We start from the raw sequence: 15,416 nt of genomic DNA on the forward strand, positions 1-15,416 counted from the left end.
CAGTTGGATAAAGAGAAGGAAGAGTAGGGTGGCCGCCAGAAAATCATTATTTTTTGTAGGGCGTTCGCTGTACGGCCACAAGGTCAGAGGGACCATGATACTTTTGTTTAATTCATTTGAGTTGTGCCGCCAAAAAGGTTTGGCTTATCTCGTGGGGCGCATACTAACGGTACGTCTTATGGATAACCGTGAGAAAGATCTCACAAAGCTCTAAATTATCCAACTTGTTAAACATATTAATAGAATTTTTAACTATAGATCACATTTATTAGGTGATACGTCCTAGTAAATAATCCGGAGAGATTCAGCGTTATGGATCAAATGTCAGGTGCAGAGTGTCCTCTACATACGTTAGACCACACAGAGCAACCTCAACCAACGCCACTAGAACCGATGACGTTTCCTCTGCATGGTGCGAGGTTAATCGAGGCATCAGCAGGTACAGGTAAAACCTTCACTATTGCAGGTTTATATCTGCGCCTTTTGCTTGGTCACGGCAGCGCGGAAACTCGACATCGCGTACCGCTTACGGTCGACCAAATTCTGGTCGTAACCTTTACCGAAGCGGCAACTGCGGAATTACGCGATCGTATCAGGGCAAGAATCCATGATGCGCGAATCGCGTTTGCGCGTGGACAGAGTTCCGATCCGGTGATCCAACCTTTGCTTAATGAGTTTGACGATCACAAGCAAGCCGCAGAAATTTTATTGCAGGCAGAGCGTCAGATGGACGAGGCGGCGGTCTACACGATTCACGGTTTTTGCCAACGTATGCTAACGCAAAATGCGTTTGAATCTGGCAGCCGATTTAATAACGAGTTTGTGACCGATGAAAGTCACTTAAAAGCGCAAGTTGTAGCCGATTACTGGCGCCGCAATTTCTACCCGTTGCCATTTACCTTGGCTGGGGAAATTCGCCAGCTATGGAGCTCTCCATCTGCGTTGTTGTCTGACATCAGCAATTACTTAACCGGTGCGCCGTTAAGCCTTTCTGTTCCTGCAATGAAAGGCAGTTTGGCTGATCTTCATACTGAAAATCTGAAAAAAATTGATGAATTAAAAGCACAGTGGCGAGAAAGCCAAGATGACTTCTTCACGCTGATTTCAGATTCAGATATTAACAAACGCAGCTACACCAAAAAGTCTCTGCCGACGTGGTTGGAGGCGGTGAATGCTTGGGCGGCAACGGAAACCACAGGTTACGATTATCCAGACAAGCTGGAGAAATTCGCGCAAAACGTCTTGTTGGAAAAAACACAGAAAGGCAGTGCGCCACAGCATGCGGTATTTGAAGCCATTGAAGCATTTCTTGCCAATCCAATCAGCTTAAAAGCGCCACTGCTTGCTCATGCGATTGAGCATTGTCGTGTGATGCTGGCCAACGCGAAAAATCAAAAACAGTGGCTCTCTTTCGATGATTTGCTGACGCAACTTTCTGCTTCTATCGATACGGACGAAAGCGACCTTTTAGCTGCGCGTATTCGTACTTTGTATCCTGTCGCAATGATTGACGAGTTCCAAGATACCGACCCGCTTCAATACAGTATTTTCAGCCGTATTTATCTGAATAATCCGGAATGTGGTTTGTTTATGATCGGTGACCCGAAGCAGGCGATTTATGGCTTTCGTGGCGCAGACATTTTCACTTATATCAAAGCGCGTAACCAAGTAAGTGCCCACTACACGCTTGGAACCAACTGGCGTTCTAGTGCAGATATGGTGCAGGCGGTAAACCAAATATTTGCTTTGCCAGACAGTCCATTTATCTATGATTCGGATATTCCCTTCTTACCCGTTAAGTACAGTCCCAATGCCGAAAAACGCATTTGGACTATGGGTGGCCAAAAGCAACCGGCGCTGACTTATTGGTTGCAAGAAGCGGACGATAAACCGCTACCAAAAGGCGAGTATTTGACTCGAATGGCAGAGGCGACCGCAAGCCAAATCCAAACTATTTTGACGCAGGCTCAACAGGGGCAAGCGTGTCTGGTGAATGGCGAAAAACAGAAAGCGGTTCAAGCGGGCGATATCGCGGTGTTAGTTCGAACAGGTAGTGAAGGTCGAATGATCAAACAAGCGCTAGCAGACCAAGGTATTGCCAGCGTGTACCTGTCTAACCGAGACAGCGTGTTTACCAGTTCGGTGGCACAGGATTTACAGCGTTTGCTGCAAGCGGTGCTGACTCCAGAAAATGACCGTGCGCTGCGTGCAAGTCTTGCTTCTGAGCTGTTTGCCCTCGACGCAGCAAGTTTGGATGCGCTTAATAACGATGAAGTGGTGTGGGAAAACGCTGTTAACGAATTCAAAGAATATCGCAAACTTTGGGTTCAGCGTGGTGTGCTGCCGATGTTGCGCGCGGTGATCAGCAAACGCCATATTGCCGAACGATTACTAGAAGAAGGCGCGAGTTCACAGGGTGAGAATGGTGAGCGAGTACTTACCGATTTAATGCACATCGGTGAACTGCTTCAACAAGCCAGTAATGAACTGGATAGCGACCACGGTCTGCTGCGTTGGCTCGCTCAGTCTATCAGTGATGCGGAAAACGGTTTGGGTGGCAGTGATGACCAAATCCAACGTTTAGAATCGGAACGTAACTTAGTGCAGATCGTAACTATTCACAAATCAAAAGGCTTGGAGTATGACCTCGTATTTCTGCCGTTTGTGTTCAGCTATCGAGAAGCCAGCGAAGCCAAATATTACGATGCAGCCAATGACCGCACGGTACTGGATATCACTGGCAACGATGCGTCCATGAAGCAAGCGGATAAAGAGCGTTTGGCGGAAGACTTACGCTTGATATACGTGGCGTTAACGCGTGCTGTGTATGCGTGTTTTATTGGAGCCTCGCCTTTGCGCAATGGCCGTTCGACCAAAGAGCCAACCGGCGTACACCGCAGTGCGATTGGCTATTTGATTCAAAATGGTCAAGAAGGTGGCATTAACGATTTGTACCAAGGTTTAACAAAGCAACAAGATGAGCTTGATTGTGTCGTTGTGGCCGATCCGCCGCAGCAACTCGAAGAGAAGTACGTAGCGCCACAAGAAGAAATACACGATCTTAGCGCGAAAGAGCTGCAAAACCCTATCGATAGAAACTGGCGCATCACCAGTTATTCTGGCTTGGTCAAGCAAGGCTCTCATCACGCCGAGCATGATGCCACGATTGAGATTACGGGTTTTGATATCGACTCATCTGAAGAGCAAGACGAAGCGGATTTGGTGGAGCCAGAGCGTTCTATTTTTACCTTCCCTCGCGGTGCGCGTCCGGGTACGTTCCTGCACAGCCTGTTTGAGGAAATTGAATTTACTCAGCCAGCCACGACGGAAGAGAATACACAAATCATCCTTGGTTTGATGGAAAGCGAACAGCTTGATGAAGAGTGGTTGCCCATTTTACAGCAATTGATTGATACCGTACTCGCAACGCCGTTGGATGGTAAGTCTTTGCTGCTGAATCAAAAAGCACTGTCGCAACGTTTGGTGGAGATGGAATTTTTGTTGCCGATTGAAGTTTTGTCTGCACCGGCGTTAAACCGAGTCATTCAACGTCACGATCCGTTGTCGGCGAAAGCGGGGGATTTAGGTTTCCAAACCGTGCAAGGCATGCTCAAAGGTTTTATCGACTTGGTGTTTGAACATCAAGGTAAATACTACGTGCTTGACTGGAAATCGAATCATCTTGGCGACGATGTGACGCACTACCATGGTGAGGCTCTGAAATCGGCGATGGCTGATCACCGCTACGATTTGCAGTACCAGATTTATGCGTTAGCACTGCATCGTTTCCTACGCAGCCGATTGGCGAATTATCAATACGAGCAGCACTTCGGTGGTGTGTATTACTTGTTCTTACGCGGCATGGATGGGCAGAGTGACCACGGCATTTTTGCTGCGAAACCAACCTTAGAGTTCTTACAAGAGATGGATCGTTTGATTGATGGTCAAGCACTGGAAACAAGAGCAACTCAAGCCGGGCAGATGGAGCTACTTTAATGACGACAAATCACAATCTTCATGCTGACCAAGATAGCCTATTGGCAGTGCTAGAACGTTTGGCGCACAAAGGTGCCATTCGTCAGCTCGACTACCAATTCGCCTGTTTTATTGATTCTCAAACGCATGATGAACAGTCGGATAGCCAAGCACTGGCGTTTATCGCTGGTGTTGTCAGTAGTGAGCTTGGCAAAGGACATATCTGTCTGTCTCTGTTCGATGCACAAGGGCAATCAGCGGATTTAGCCAGTAAGTTAGGGCTGTTCGGTGAGTCGGCATTGGCACTCAACACTCAGCTGCAAGGCATAGACTGGATTCAAGTCTTACAAAATTCCGCCGTGGTCGGCGCGCAAGGAGAAGCCTTACCGCTGATTTTCGATGGCGAGCGTCTGTATCTGCACCGCTATTGGCATTATGAAGTGACACTGGCGGAAAAGCTCAATCAGTTGGGCGCTGTAGTGAACTTGCAGTCGCAAGAGTTAGCGCGATTATCTGAGTTGCTCAACCATCTATTTGCGCGCCAATACCATTTTCTGTTTAACGCGTTAGGCAAAGCAGTAGAAGCGGGAAGCAGCAACCAAGTGTTGCGTCAGCAATTGGTGTGTGACCACCTTGACGTAGTTGCAAGCGAATCGTTGGATTGGCACGCCATTGATTCCGTGCTTAGCAATGCGCGCAAGGTTCAAGATTTGCAAATACTGGATGAACTCGTACCACTCTCAGCTTGTGTGAACTGGCAAAAAGTCGCGGCGGCGGTTGCGTTAACTCGTCGATTTGCTGTTATTTCTGGTGGCCCTGGTACGGGTAAAACGACGACAGTAACCAAGTTACTTGCTGCTTTGATTGAACAGGCGACGCACGAGAAAAATCTAACCATCAAGCTGGTGGCCCCGACGGGGAAAGCGGCGGCGCGATTAACCGAGTCCATTGGTAAAGCAGTGCAAGAACTGCCAGTTTCTCCGGAGCTAAAAGCCAAAATTCCGACTGAATCGAGTACCTTACATAGGTTGCTGGGCGCGATTCCTAATAGCGCAGAATTTCGTCACAACAAGCAAAATCCACTGCATTTGGATATTTTAGTTATCGACGAAGCGTCGATGGTTGATTTACCAATGATGTACAAAGTGGTCGATGCCTTACCGAAGCATGCGCGGCTGATTTTGTTAGGTGATAAAGACCAACTTGCCTCAGTTGAAGCAGGGGCTGTGTTGGGTGATATCTGTTCGTTCCATGCATTGGGTTATGGCAAAGAGCAGGCATCAGCCATCGCAAAACTGACGGGTTTCGATACTTTAGCGCATACGGGTAACAGTGCATCTAGCATTGCCGATAGTTTATGTATGCTGCAAAAGAGCTACCGATTTGACGCTCGCTCAGGCATTGGTCAGTTGGCAAAAGCGGTTAACTCCGGTTCTGCTGCGAGCGTAGATAACGTCTGGTCGCGTGACTTTTCCGATATCGAACATTTCGCACTAAGTAGTCAACATTACAACCAAATGATGCAGACGTTGGTACAGGAATACGGTCGTTATCTCAAACGCATTGGACAACAGGAAACTGATCCTAAAACCGGAGAGCCAGAGTCGCTAACGCACAAAGCCAAAGCGGTGTTAGATACCTTCAACCAATGCCGACTGCTGTGCGCGATCCGTGAAGGTGACTTTGGTGTCGCTGGGCTAAACCAGCGCATCGAGAAAGCGCTCGCGGCGCGCAAGTTAATTCAGGTTCAGGATGAAATTTGGTATCACGGCAGACCTGTCATGGTTACGCGTAATGATCATGGTCTAGGTTTGTATAACGGCGATATCGGTATTTGCATGCTCGATGACACTGAAGAAGAACCGCGTTTGAAAGTCTTTTTCGAGTTACCTGACGGCAGTGTGAAATCGGTCTTGCCAAGCCGAGTACCTGAACATGAAACGGCTTACGCCATGACCATCCATAAATCGCAAGGCAGTGAATTTGATTACACTCTGATGATTTTGCCACCAGACTTTAGCCCAATATTAACCCGTGAGTTGATTTACACAGGCATTACCCGCGCGAAAAAGCGTTTAGCTCTTTACGCCGAACTCAATGTTCTGAAGCGAGGCATTAAAGTGAAAACTACTCGCGCGAGTGGATTAGTACAGCGGCTTACCAACTAAAACAAGAAGACCGAGCTTATGGCTCGGTCTTCTTTTATGCATGTTTTGCGAACGCGTTGGTAAAAGACACGCTGCGTATTTTGTATTGCTGTTGATAAGCAAGAATAAAATCTCGGACAGCGTCATTTACGGGGAAAACACAGTGGACGTCTAGGCCTTCTAAAAACTGATTGTCAGCCATATCCCAGAAGCTTTGAAGCGAATTACAAATGATTGTTCTCATAACAGTGCTCGTCTCGGCTTATTTAAAGTCAGATTAACAACTGTCCTTGGTGTGCAATACGGAGCTAACTAGTTTTTCAATTGCCCAGTATTTTAGGGTGAAGGCTACATTACATCACCTAGATCCATTCGTATTGGTTAAAAACCAATCACTAGCGAGCAGAGTATAGCCAACCAAATGTATATTTAAAAGATAAAATTGGAACAAAAATCAAGCAATGGTTTGCGCATTTCTAAGTTGGGTTTACATGATGACCCGCTAGTCCGGAGTAGGGTTTATGTGTGGCCTTACTCCTAAACAAACTTGATGTGCAGGATTGAGCGTCAATGAGCTGAATCCCGCACCTTGAGGTGTTGGTATACCGGAACCTTAAATTTCTCTTCCTGATTTAAGGTTAAGCTACAAATCTAGCGCTAAGATTTTTGACTTACGTTGGAAGTTATATAGCCCTTGTTTGGCTCCGGGCAAATAGTCGACACTGACTTCGTAAAAACCTTGCTCTCTGAACCAATGCAAACTGTGTGTCGTGAGGACAAAGATTTGATCAATGGTTTCGGATTTAGAACGATGCTTCATGTAGTTGAGCAGTAACAAACCTCGGTTTCCATCACGATAGTCAGGGTGAATCGCTACGCAAGCCATCTCAGCTTTGCGCTCTTCTGGGTATGGATAAAGGGCAGCACAGCCAATAATCAGACCGTCCTTTTCGATAATGGTAAACTTTCCAATCTCTTGCTCTAGCTGCTCTCGAGAGCGCCTAACGAGTACACCTTGTTCTTCTAAAGGGCGAATGAGGTCTAAGATGCCACCAATATCGTCAATATTAGCTTGTCTCACTTGCTCAGCGCTCGCCATAACAACTTGGGTTCCGATACCGTCGAAAGAGAACAACTCCTGAATTAAGGCTCCATCCACTTTATAGCTGATCAAGTGGCTACGAGGTACTCCGGCACGACAAGCGGCAATAGAGCCTTTAAGAAAGCGCAGTGTCCCAGTGTTGTAATCTAGGTCAGGAGACGTATTTTCAGAGAGCGTTTTGATCACATGCTCCGCCTCAATTGGCAGCAACTCGGCGACAGCATTACCGTTGTCATCAATGACACCTTGTTCTGAACAGAAACCAATCAGTTTGTCTGCGCCTAATTTGATCGCCAGTTGTGTCGCAACTTCTTCAGAAAGTAAGTTAAAACACTCGCCAGTCACAGAGCTCGCAATGGGGCCAAGTAGCACAATAGAGCCTTGATCAAGAGTGCGGTTGATAGCATCGGTGTCAATGCGGCGAATACGTCCACTATGGCAATAGTCCACACCATCATCAACGCCGAGTGGTTGAGCAATAATGTAGTTGCCGCTAACGACATTGAGCTGGGTACCTGCCATCGGAGTATTGTTGAGGCTCATTGATAGGCGCGCAGTAATCGCAAGCTGAAGTTGTCCGGCAGCTTGCATAACAACAGATAAAGCCGATTCATCTGTAATGCGGATATTTTTGTGGTAAGGCGTAGTGAGGTCTTGTTTTTTTAGCAGCTGATTAATTTGAGGACGTGCACCATACACCACCACGACTTTGATTCCGAGGCTGTGCATGAGTGCGATATCATTAATAATATTGCCAAAATTTTTGTGTGCGACGGCTTCTCCGCCCAGCATGATCACCATGGTTTTTCCGCGGTGAGCATTGACATAAGGTGTTGATTGACGGAATCCTTTTACGAGAGCAGTACTACGAATTTTCACTACAGCCATTCCTTTGTTTAATTATGTCAAAATAATGCCTTTTTATTCACTTGGTGGCAAGGTGAAATTTTGGAATAAAGCACAAACATATTGAGGTAGGTTCTTGGTCCCGTTGAGGGGGAGAGTTACAATGAGCGCGTCTTTTCTCAATACGTGAACCTCATGTCTTCTGCTGTTAATAAGAATGCTGCGATCACTGCTTCAAATCTGTCAAAAACGTCATCTAAATCAATGCTTCGTAAGTGGCTAGAGCGTTCTCTTATGCTTATAGCGATAGTTGGAACCGTTGTCGTGTGCATGCTGTATAGTGATTTGATTACTCGAACCATTAATCCGCCTATTCCTAAATCGACTATTTATGGCCGCTGGGTTGAGCAAGATGTTGCGCCTTATGCTCGTGAAGAATTTGTGTTGAGTGAGCACGGTGTTACTGTAAATGGCTCTACAGTGGCAACCAGTTTTGAATTCGATGGGGATTCGTTTTCGTATCGAGTGGGTTCAAATGAGCGGCACTTCAATTTTGTGGGTAAGCAGCATGCAGAAATGAAGCTGGATGCCAATGCACATTATCTACCTGTATTCCGTTTAGAGGGGCGTGCAAGGATTGCGGTAAGATAGTCGTTTTTATCATTGTCTTTTAAGCAGAGATCTCTTGCGTCTGTGAGTCACATGGATGATCACAATTTCATCTCTCAATAGGTAAATCTTACTTTCAAACATAATCCGGACAATTCCGTAATTCTTCCGCTGTTATCATGTTGCATTAACTGAATGAATTCACAACGAGTAAACGGATTGGCTTAGCGTTGAAACATTTTGTCGTTGCTTTTCAATTGCGTCGTATGCATTTGTTTGCCATCCTTTTGCTATTCTTTTTTACGGAAAAATCACGTGTTAAAAAAACTCCTTCCTATTATTTCTTTGAGTCTGCTATTTGGTTGTGCTCAACAAAATGATCGCGCTCAGCAATATCTCGATGGTGAGTTCCCTCAGATCCTAAATAAAGTGGATGTAGTTGAGTCCAACAAACCACGCGATTTTACTGAGTTTAATAAGCAAGCTGAGCAAGTGGTGATGAAGTCACCATCCATGGCGAAGATTTACCAACCGCTTTACCAAAGACTGAGTGAGTGGGCGCAGCAAAGCGGAGACACCAGCGCGTTGAGTGCGTTTGGCATTCAAGCTGCGCAATTGGGTGGTGGTGATAAAAAAGGTAATGTGTTGTTTACCGGATACTTTTCTCCCGTGATGGAGCTTCGTCATACACCAAACGACATTTTTAAGTACCCAGTTTACGGTAAGCCGAACTGCACATCAGATTGTCCGACTCGCGCGGAGATCTACAATGGGGCATTAGATGGCCAAGGTTTAGTGCTTGGTTATGCGCCAAATCGTATTGACCCGTTTATGATGGAAGTGCAGGGTAGTGGCTACGTGCATTTTGAAGATGATGATACGTTGGAGTACTTTGCGTACGCGGGTAAAAACAATAAAGCTTACGTCAGCATTGGCCGCATTTTGATTGAGCGTGGTGAAGTCCCGCGTGAAAAAATGTCCCTCAAAGCAATCAAAGAGTGGGTGATGGATAACGACGATGCAACAGTACGCGAGTTGTTGGAGCAAAACCCTTCTTACGTTTTCTTTGCGCCAAAAGCGGAAGCGCCAGTAACAGGCTCGGCTGGTATTCCGTTGTTGCCAATGGCCGCCGTCGCGGGTGACCGTTCTATCTTACCAATGGGGACTCCAATCTTGGCGGAAGTGCCACTGCTGAATGCCGATGGTACGTGGAGTGGTGCGCATCAACTGCGAATGCTGATCGTTTTAGACACTGGTGGTGCGGTAAAACAGAACCATTTGGATCTGTATCATGGCATTGGTGCGAGAGCAGGAACGGAAGCAGGGCACTACAAGCATTTTGGTCGAGTGTGGAAACTTGGGCTGGAAAACTCACCAACTCAAGCGCCTTGGGCTTTACCGCCAGAAAAGCTACAATAGCGACCCAAGAAAGAGGAACCGCCTCTTATCTAGACATTTCATCAAAGAGTGCGTATAAATCGCACTCTTTGTTTTTCTATCGATCATCTGGACTTCAATATGCGTGAACTCGATACCTCTGCATCTGACAGCTATAATCAACGCTTTGGCGGCACTCGTCGTCTTTATGGCAACAGCGAAGTGGACATTCTTCGCGCTGCACACGTTTGTGTGATTGGTATTGGTGGCGTAGGTTCATGGGCGGTGGAAGCGCTGGCCCGTACTGGGATCGGTGAGTTGACTCTGATTGATATGGACGATGTTTGTGTCACGAATATTAACCGCCAAATTCATGCGATGACGGGCACCGTTGGCCAAAGCAAAATTGAAGTGATGGCCGAGCGTGTCAAATTGATCAACCCAGAGTGCAAAGTCAATCTGATTGATGATTTCATCACGCCAGACAATCAACATGAGTACTTAAGCAAAGAGTTTGATTACGTGTTGGATGCCATTGACAGCGTAAAAGCGAAAGCGTCTTTGTTGGCGTATTGCCGCAGCAACAAGATCAAAGTGATCACCACGGGTGGTGCTGGTGGTCAGGTTGACCCAACGCAGATCATGGTCGCCGATTTAACGAAAACGATCCAAGATCCTCTAGCGAAGAAAATCAAAGACACCTTGCGTCGTCATCATAACTTCCCTAAGAATCCGGCTCGTAAGTTTGGTATTGATTGCGTGTTTTCAACCGAGCAGCTGAAGTATCCTCAAGCAGACGGTTCTGTGTGTGGTGTGAAGTCGACAGCGGAAGGCCCAAAACGTATGGATTGTGCTAGCGGTTTTGGTGCGGCGACTGTTGTAACTGCAACGTTTGGCTTTGTCGCGGTATCGCGAATTGTTGAGAAGTTGATTTCAAAATATAAGAAGTAAACTAGAAGAAGAGCGCATCATGACAGATTTTCCCGTTTCTCCATTTGGTACAGATATCACCAGCGAAGACATTGTAGCGACTATGCAGCAATTTAAAGGCTGGGAAGATCGTTACCGTCAGGTTATTCAGTGGGGTAAAAAGCTGCCACAAATGCCAGAAGAGCTGAAATCAGAACAAGTTACCGTTTCGGGCTGTGAAAGCTTGGTGTGGCTAGTGAGCCAAGAGCAAGATGGCGTTTGGCATTTTTGTGCGGACTCCGATGCGCGTATCGTCCGTGGGTTGATTGCCTTGGTAATGGCAGCTTATGACGGTAAAACGGCCGATCAAATTCAAGCATTTGATATTGATGCTTATTTTGATCAACTGGGGCTTGTCTCCCATTTAAGCCCGTCACGTGGTAATGGCTTGAAAGCTATTGTAGAGCAGATTAAGCAAACCGCCGTGTAACGAGTCATTTTCCCAATTCTTAAAAAACGCCGAATAGCCTAGCTGTTTGGCGTTTTTTGTATCTGAGTTGAGATATTTTTTGCATATGGATAAAAAGTATGCAAATGGTCGACTATTTTAGCGTTAATTAACCATTCTATTGATCCTGGTTCATTATATTGCCCACTTGGTTTTTATAAACTCAATTGTATTTAAAATTTGTCTATATTAGATAATAGACATATGCCCCATTCGCTCCTATTCCCCAATGTGGAAACACACTTGGAAGCGATTGGGTTACTTAGATACAAATGCTAGGAACCTCCCTATATGCAATTCACCTTGGAACATGCGCAAGACGTGTTATCCGGAATGCCAGACCCCACTTTTATTCTGAGTGAAGATGGTATCTATATTGATGTTTTTGGAGGAACAGATAAAAAAGCCTATCACGATGGAAGTAATTTGATAGGTGAGACGCTGCACAGCGTACTTGAGAAAGATAAAGCTGACTGGTTTATCGAACAGATAAATCGGTCACTGAAACAAGACAGTATTGTGACGATCGAGTACAAGATGTGCGCCGACAGCATTCAGGGAATAGATGCTAACAGTGGGCCAAGAGGCGACCTATACTACGAAGGCAAGATCTGCCCACTCGCTATAAAATACCGAGGTCGTCGCGTTGTCCTTATTCTTACACGTAACATCTCCAATCGCCACCGAGTTGAAACTCTTCTTCGCCATCAAAGCCAAATTGATGCTCTTACCAACATCTACAATCGACGTGTCTTTTTCGAAAAGCTCACAGAAGAAGTTATTAGATCCCAAGCTCCGGATTATCACTCCGCGTTGTTATTATTTGATTTGGATTTTTTTAAAGTCATCAATGATAAACGTGGTCATGATGCGGGGGATTATGTCTTAGAGACGTTAGCTGATTTGGTTTCTCACTTACTCGTCAAAGACGAAATTTTTGCAAGAGTCGGAGGGGAGGAGTTTGCGATTATTTTGCCAGAAACTTCTCTGTCGGCGGCGAAAGAGGTAGGAGAGGAAGTACGTTCCCATATTCAAAATTGTCAGTTCGAATTTGAAAAGATTGAAATTCCGGTCACGGTGAGTGTAGGCGTGGTGGAAATAGGCAGGAATGAAACCACCAAACGTTTGTATGCGCATGCAGATAAAGCGCTTTATGCTGCGAAAAGAAATGGCAGAAATTGCGTGGCGACTCTGGATAGGCAGATGGAGTAACCTTGTTGGTTACTCCAAATCAAACCGTTGGGGTTATAGCATGTCGACGGCTTTTTCTACGGCGGCGATGAGTCTATCCACATCTTTAGCCGTGTTATAAATACCAAAAGAAACGCGTACCGTGCCTTTCACATTTAGTGCATCCATCAATGGGTGAGCGCAATGGTGCCCTGCTCGTACCGCAATGCCTTGTTGATCGAGCAGCGTCGCAATATCTTGGTGATGAACGCCGTCCATGACGAACGTCAGTACAGAGGCATTCGGTTGATAGCCTAGAATATGGATGTCATCCAACGCGCTTAGTGCTTGGTAGGCCTTATCCTGAAGCGCATGGAGATGATCCTCTACTTCGTGATGGTCAAAACCTTGGTACCACTCAATGGCTTTCGCTAGAGCAATCGCGCCCGCAACGTTTGGTGTGCCCGCTTCAAATTTACCAGGAAGTGCAGAAAACGTTGTTTTCTCGAACGAAACGCGTTCAACCATTTTACCACCGCCGTGCCATGGTGGCATGGCTTCCAAAAGTTCAAGCTTGCCGTATAAAACGCCAATACCTGCTGGCGCATAAAGTTTGTGACCTGAGAAAACGTAAAAATCGATATCTGATACCGATAAATCAAGCTGCTCATGGACGATGCCTTGCGCGCCATCAATCACAACAACCGCGCCAACGCTGTGCGCTAGTTCAGTGATTTTTTCGATAGGTTGGCGTGTGCCCGTGACGTTGGTGATTTGCGCACAAGCAACAATTTTACAGCGGTCAGACAGAAGCGCCTCAAATGCACTGATGTCGAACTGGCAATCTGATGTCATTGGAACTTTTATGACTTTGGCGCCCGTTTGCTCTGCCACGATTTGCCAAGGCACGATGTTAGCGTGGTGCTCCATCTCGCTAATCAAGATCTCATCACCCGGTTGTAACGTGCTGCGGGCGTAAGTCTGAGCAATTAAGTTCAGTGCTTCGGTTGCGCCCCGTGTCCAAATGATCTCTTTAGAGCTGTTTGCACCAATAAAGTTTGCCACTCGTTCTCGTGCCGCTTCAAATTGGCTGGTGGCATTAGCCGTTAAACTATGACTGCCACGGTGAACATTGGCATTTTGCGCACTGTAGTAATGACTGATGACATCAATCACACATTGCGGTTTTTGCGTTGTCGCTGCGCTATCTAGATACACTAAGGGCGTATCGTTGACGGATTGGTTTAGAGCAGGAAATTGCTCACGTACAGCATTTACGTCAAACATTATTCTTCACCAAGCTTGTGGTAGTGCAGAGTAGGCAGAGGGATCATTGGTTCAGCAACTGACCATGCGTGTTTTTTACCTGAGAGTTGAATGATTACTTCCATCGCGAACTCTAAAGCTGTACCCGGACCTTGACTGGTGATCAGGTTGTGGTTGATATCAAAGGTTACGCGTTTGCTGCGCCACTTCTCTTCCGGGATATGTGACTGAAAGCTCGGGTGACAGGTCATCAGTGATTGTGGGAAAAGATCATGGTGTTGCAATACCAACGCCGGTGCTGCGCAGATAGCAGCGACCAATTTTCCCTCATAGATGTGCTGCTTAAGGATTTCTATCATCACCGTGCTATCACGAAAAATTTCTGCACCACCAACACCACCAGAAAGCGCTATGGCGTCAAACTCATCATCAGCGATATCGACCAGCTTACAATCGGCTGTTAATGTGACTCCGCGAGAAGCTTTCATCGTCAATGAGCCATCAAAAGCAGCACTCGCTACCGTAACGTCATAACCCGCGCGAACCATCATGTCGATAACGGTGACGGCTTCCATTTCTTCGGTGCCCGGAGCGATTGGCACTAAGATTTTCTTACTCATTGTTCTGTCCAGCTTTGTTCTATTTGTTTGATGCGTTGGTAAAGTTTTAAATTCTCAGGCGTATTGATGCGATGTTTCTCGGCAGCCTTTAACAAGTATCCGGTTATAAAATCAATTTCCGTTCGACGCTGATGGAATACGTCTTGTCTCATTGAAGAATAGTTCTCAGCTGTGGCGTTCACCACTTGCATTACCGTATCGAAAAGAGAGCGAAACTCTATAGCAATACCTTCTTTACTCATTACTTCAACCAATTCTTGAGTGATGCTTTCGAGTTGTATCTTAAACTCGGGCTGCGCAAGCTCACCATTCTTACACTGGTGAATCGCAGTCAGTGGGTTAATCGCGCAGTTAATTGCTAACTTAGTCCATAACGCAGATTGGATGTGTGGATTCCAAATGGCCTCTGGAAGGGCATGATGCATAACATCTTGCAGAAAAGCGCACTGCATTCCTTTGTCATTATAACCACCCACTTGCGTTGTTCCGTGACCGGTATGCAGTACGTGTTGGTTATCTGGTTTGTATGCGCCGTGCGTCGTTGTGGCGAGCACTATCGGATTGTTTGGCAGAGCCTTCTCCACGCCAGAGGCGGTACCCATACCATTGTGCATCAGCATGATAATCGTGTCTGCGTTGATATGAGGCAGTAAAGGTTGAATGGCGTCTTCCACTTGCCAAGCTTTTACCGTGATCAAAATGAGATCCGCTTGATTTACGGAGGAAATATCTTGATTACTGAATACGATTGCGGGTGTGTCATCCAACTGAAGTGATTGTTGGCTTTCAGAGCTTCTTCCCCACAATGAAACATTGTGCCCGGCAAGCTTAAATTTTGTTGCCCAGAGTGAGCCCACCGCACCTGGACCGAGGATAAGGATATTCAC

At 46.3% G+C, this 15,416-nt stretch carries 12 protein-coding genes; 7 read left to right on the forward strand and 5 right to left on the reverse strand.

Going from position 1 to position 15,416, the window contains the following annotated elements; all coding sequences use genetic code 11:
• Positions 1 to 321: 321 nt before the first annotated feature.
• Together recB and recD are read left to right on the forward strand one after the other, a co-directional pair.
• A complete protein-coding gene (gene recB, locus B7360_RS03015) occupies positions 322 to 3,996 on the forward strand; it encodes an exodeoxyribonuclease V subunit beta (protein ID WP_085342720.1) in 3,675 nt (1,224 codons plus the stop codon).
• A complete protein-coding gene (gene recD, locus B7360_RS03020; RefSeq protein WP_085342706.1) occupies positions 3,996 to 6,143 on the forward strand; it encodes an exodeoxyribonuclease V subunit alpha in 2,148 nt (715 codons plus the stop codon). Before recB ends, recD begins: the two co-directional genes overlap by 1 nt.
• A 34-nt stretch (positions 6,144 to 6,177) precedes the next feature.
• Here the strand turns inward: recD and B7360_RS03025 are convergent, their stop codons facing one another.
• Both B7360_RS03025 and argA read right to left on the reverse strand, forming a co-directional pair.
• Positions 6,178 to 6,366, reverse strand: coding sequence for a hypothetical protein (locus tag B7360_RS03025; protein WP_074191720.1), 189 nt, complete (start codon positions 6,364 to 6,366; stop codon positions 6,178 to 6,180).
• Positions 6,367 to 6,765: 399 nt separating this feature from the next.
• Positions 6,766 to 8,103, reverse strand: coding sequence for an amino-acid N-acetyltransferase (gene argA, locus B7360_RS03030; RefSeq protein ID WP_053809817.1), 1,338 nt, complete (start codon positions 8,101 to 8,103; stop codon positions 6,766 to 6,768).
• A 162-nt stretch (positions 8,104 to 8,265) separates the two neighbouring features.
• Between argA and B7360_RS03035 the strand changes: the two genes are divergently transcribed.
• The 5 genes from B7360_RS03035 to B7360_RS03060 all read left to right on the forward strand — a co-directional run bounded on the left by B7360_RS03035 (position 8,266) and on the right by B7360_RS03060 (position 12,685).
• On the forward strand, positions 8,266 to 8,721 hold the full coding sequence (locus B7360_RS03035; protein WP_041852897.1) for a DUF2850 domain-containing protein: 456 nt from the start codon (positions 8,266 to 8,268) through the stop codon (positions 8,719 to 8,721).
• 273 nt (positions 8,722 to 8,994) lie between these two features.
• Positions 8,995 to 10,098: a murein transglycosylase A gene (gene mltA / locus B7360_RS03045; RefSeq protein WP_005456533.1), complete on the forward strand. Its 1,104-nt coding sequence runs from the start codon at positions 8,995 to 8,997 to the stop codon at positions 10,096 to 10,098.
• A 99-nt stretch (positions 10,099 to 10,197) separates the two neighbouring features.
• The gene (gene tcdA, locus B7360_RS03050; RefSeq protein WP_085342708.1) at positions 10,198 to 11,007 is read left to right on the forward strand and encodes a tRNA cyclic N6-threonylcarbamoyladenosine(37) synthase TcdA; all 810 of its coding nucleotides are present in this window, start codon (positions 10,198 to 10,200) and stop codon (positions 11,005 to 11,007) included.
• A gap of 19 nt (positions 11,008 to 11,026) precedes the next feature.
• Positions 11,027 to 11,455, forward strand: coding sequence for a cysteine desulfurase sulfur acceptor subunit CsdE (gene csdE, locus B7360_RS03055; protein WP_053809816.1), 429 nt, complete (start codon positions 11,027 to 11,029; stop codon positions 11,453 to 11,455).
• A gap of 309 nt (positions 11,456 to 11,764) precedes the next feature.
• On the forward strand, positions 11,765 to 12,685 hold the full coding sequence (locus B7360_RS03060; protein ID WP_085342709.1) for a GGDEF domain-containing protein: 921 nt from the start codon (positions 11,765 to 11,767) through the stop codon (positions 12,683 to 12,685).
• A gap of 33 nt (positions 12,686 to 12,718) precedes the next feature.
• Here the strand turns inward: B7360_RS03060 and csdA are convergent, their stop codons facing one another.
• From csdA to panE, 3 genes are read right to left on the reverse strand one after another with little or no spacing between them, the layout of a single operon-like run.
• Entirely contained in the window at positions 12,719 to 13,930 is a 1,212-nt protein-coding gene (gene csdA / locus B7360_RS03065; RefSeq protein ID WP_085342710.1) for a cysteine desulfurase CsdA, read from the reverse strand.
• The gene (locus B7360_RS03070; protein WP_006742560.1) at positions 13,930 to 14,529 is read right to left on the reverse strand and encodes a DJ-1 family glyoxalase III; all 600 of its coding nucleotides are present in this window, start codon (positions 14,527 to 14,529) and stop codon (positions 13,930 to 13,932) included. Before B7360_RS03070 ends, csdA begins: the two co-directional genes overlap by 1 nt.
• Positions 14,526 to 15,416, reverse strand: coding sequence for a 2-dehydropantoate 2-reductase (gene panE / locus B7360_RS03075; protein WP_085342711.1), 891 nt, complete (start codon positions 15,414 to 15,416; stop codon positions 14,526 to 14,528). Before panE ends, B7360_RS03070 begins: the two co-directional genes overlap by 4 nt.

The organism is Vibrio sp. ArtGut-C1, assembly GCF_002105475.1.
Lineage (GTDB): Bacteria > Pseudomonadota > Gammaproteobacteria > Enterobacterales > Vibrionaceae > Vibrio > Vibrio diabolicus.

Coding starts and splice junctions, on each gene's coding strand:
- recB (WP_085342720.1), top strand. CDS start 322: ATGTCAGGTGCAGAGTGTCCTCTACATACGTTAGACCACACAGAGCAA.
- recD (WP_085342706.1), top strand. CDS start 3,996: ATGACGACAAATCACAATCTTCATGCTGACCAAGATAGCCTATTGGCA.
- B7360_RS03025 (WP_074191720.1), bottom strand. CDS start 6,366: ATGAGAACAATCATTTGTAATTCGCTTCAAAGCTTCTGGGATATGGCT.
- B7360_RS03035 (WP_041852897.1), top strand. CDS start 8,266: ATGTCTTCTGCTGTTAATAAGAATGCTGCGATCACTGCTTCAAATCTG.
- tcdA (WP_085342708.1), top strand. CDS start 10,198: ATGCGTGAACTCGATACCTCTGCATCTGACAGCTATAATCAACGCTTT.
- csdE (WP_053809816.1), top strand. CDS start 11,027: ATGACAGATTTTCCCGTTTCTCCATTTGGTACAGATATCACCAGCGAA.
- B7360_RS03060 (WP_085342709.1), top strand. CDS start 11,765: ATGCAATTCACCTTGGAACATGCGCAAGACGTGTTATCCGGAATGCCA.
- csdA (WP_085342710.1), bottom strand. CDS start 13,930: ATGTTTGACGTAAATGCTGTACGTGAGCAATTTCCTGCTCTAAACCAA.
- B7360_RS03070 (WP_006742560.1), bottom strand. CDS start 14,529: ATGAGTAAGAAAATCTTAGTGCCAATCGCTCCGGGCACCGAAGAAATG.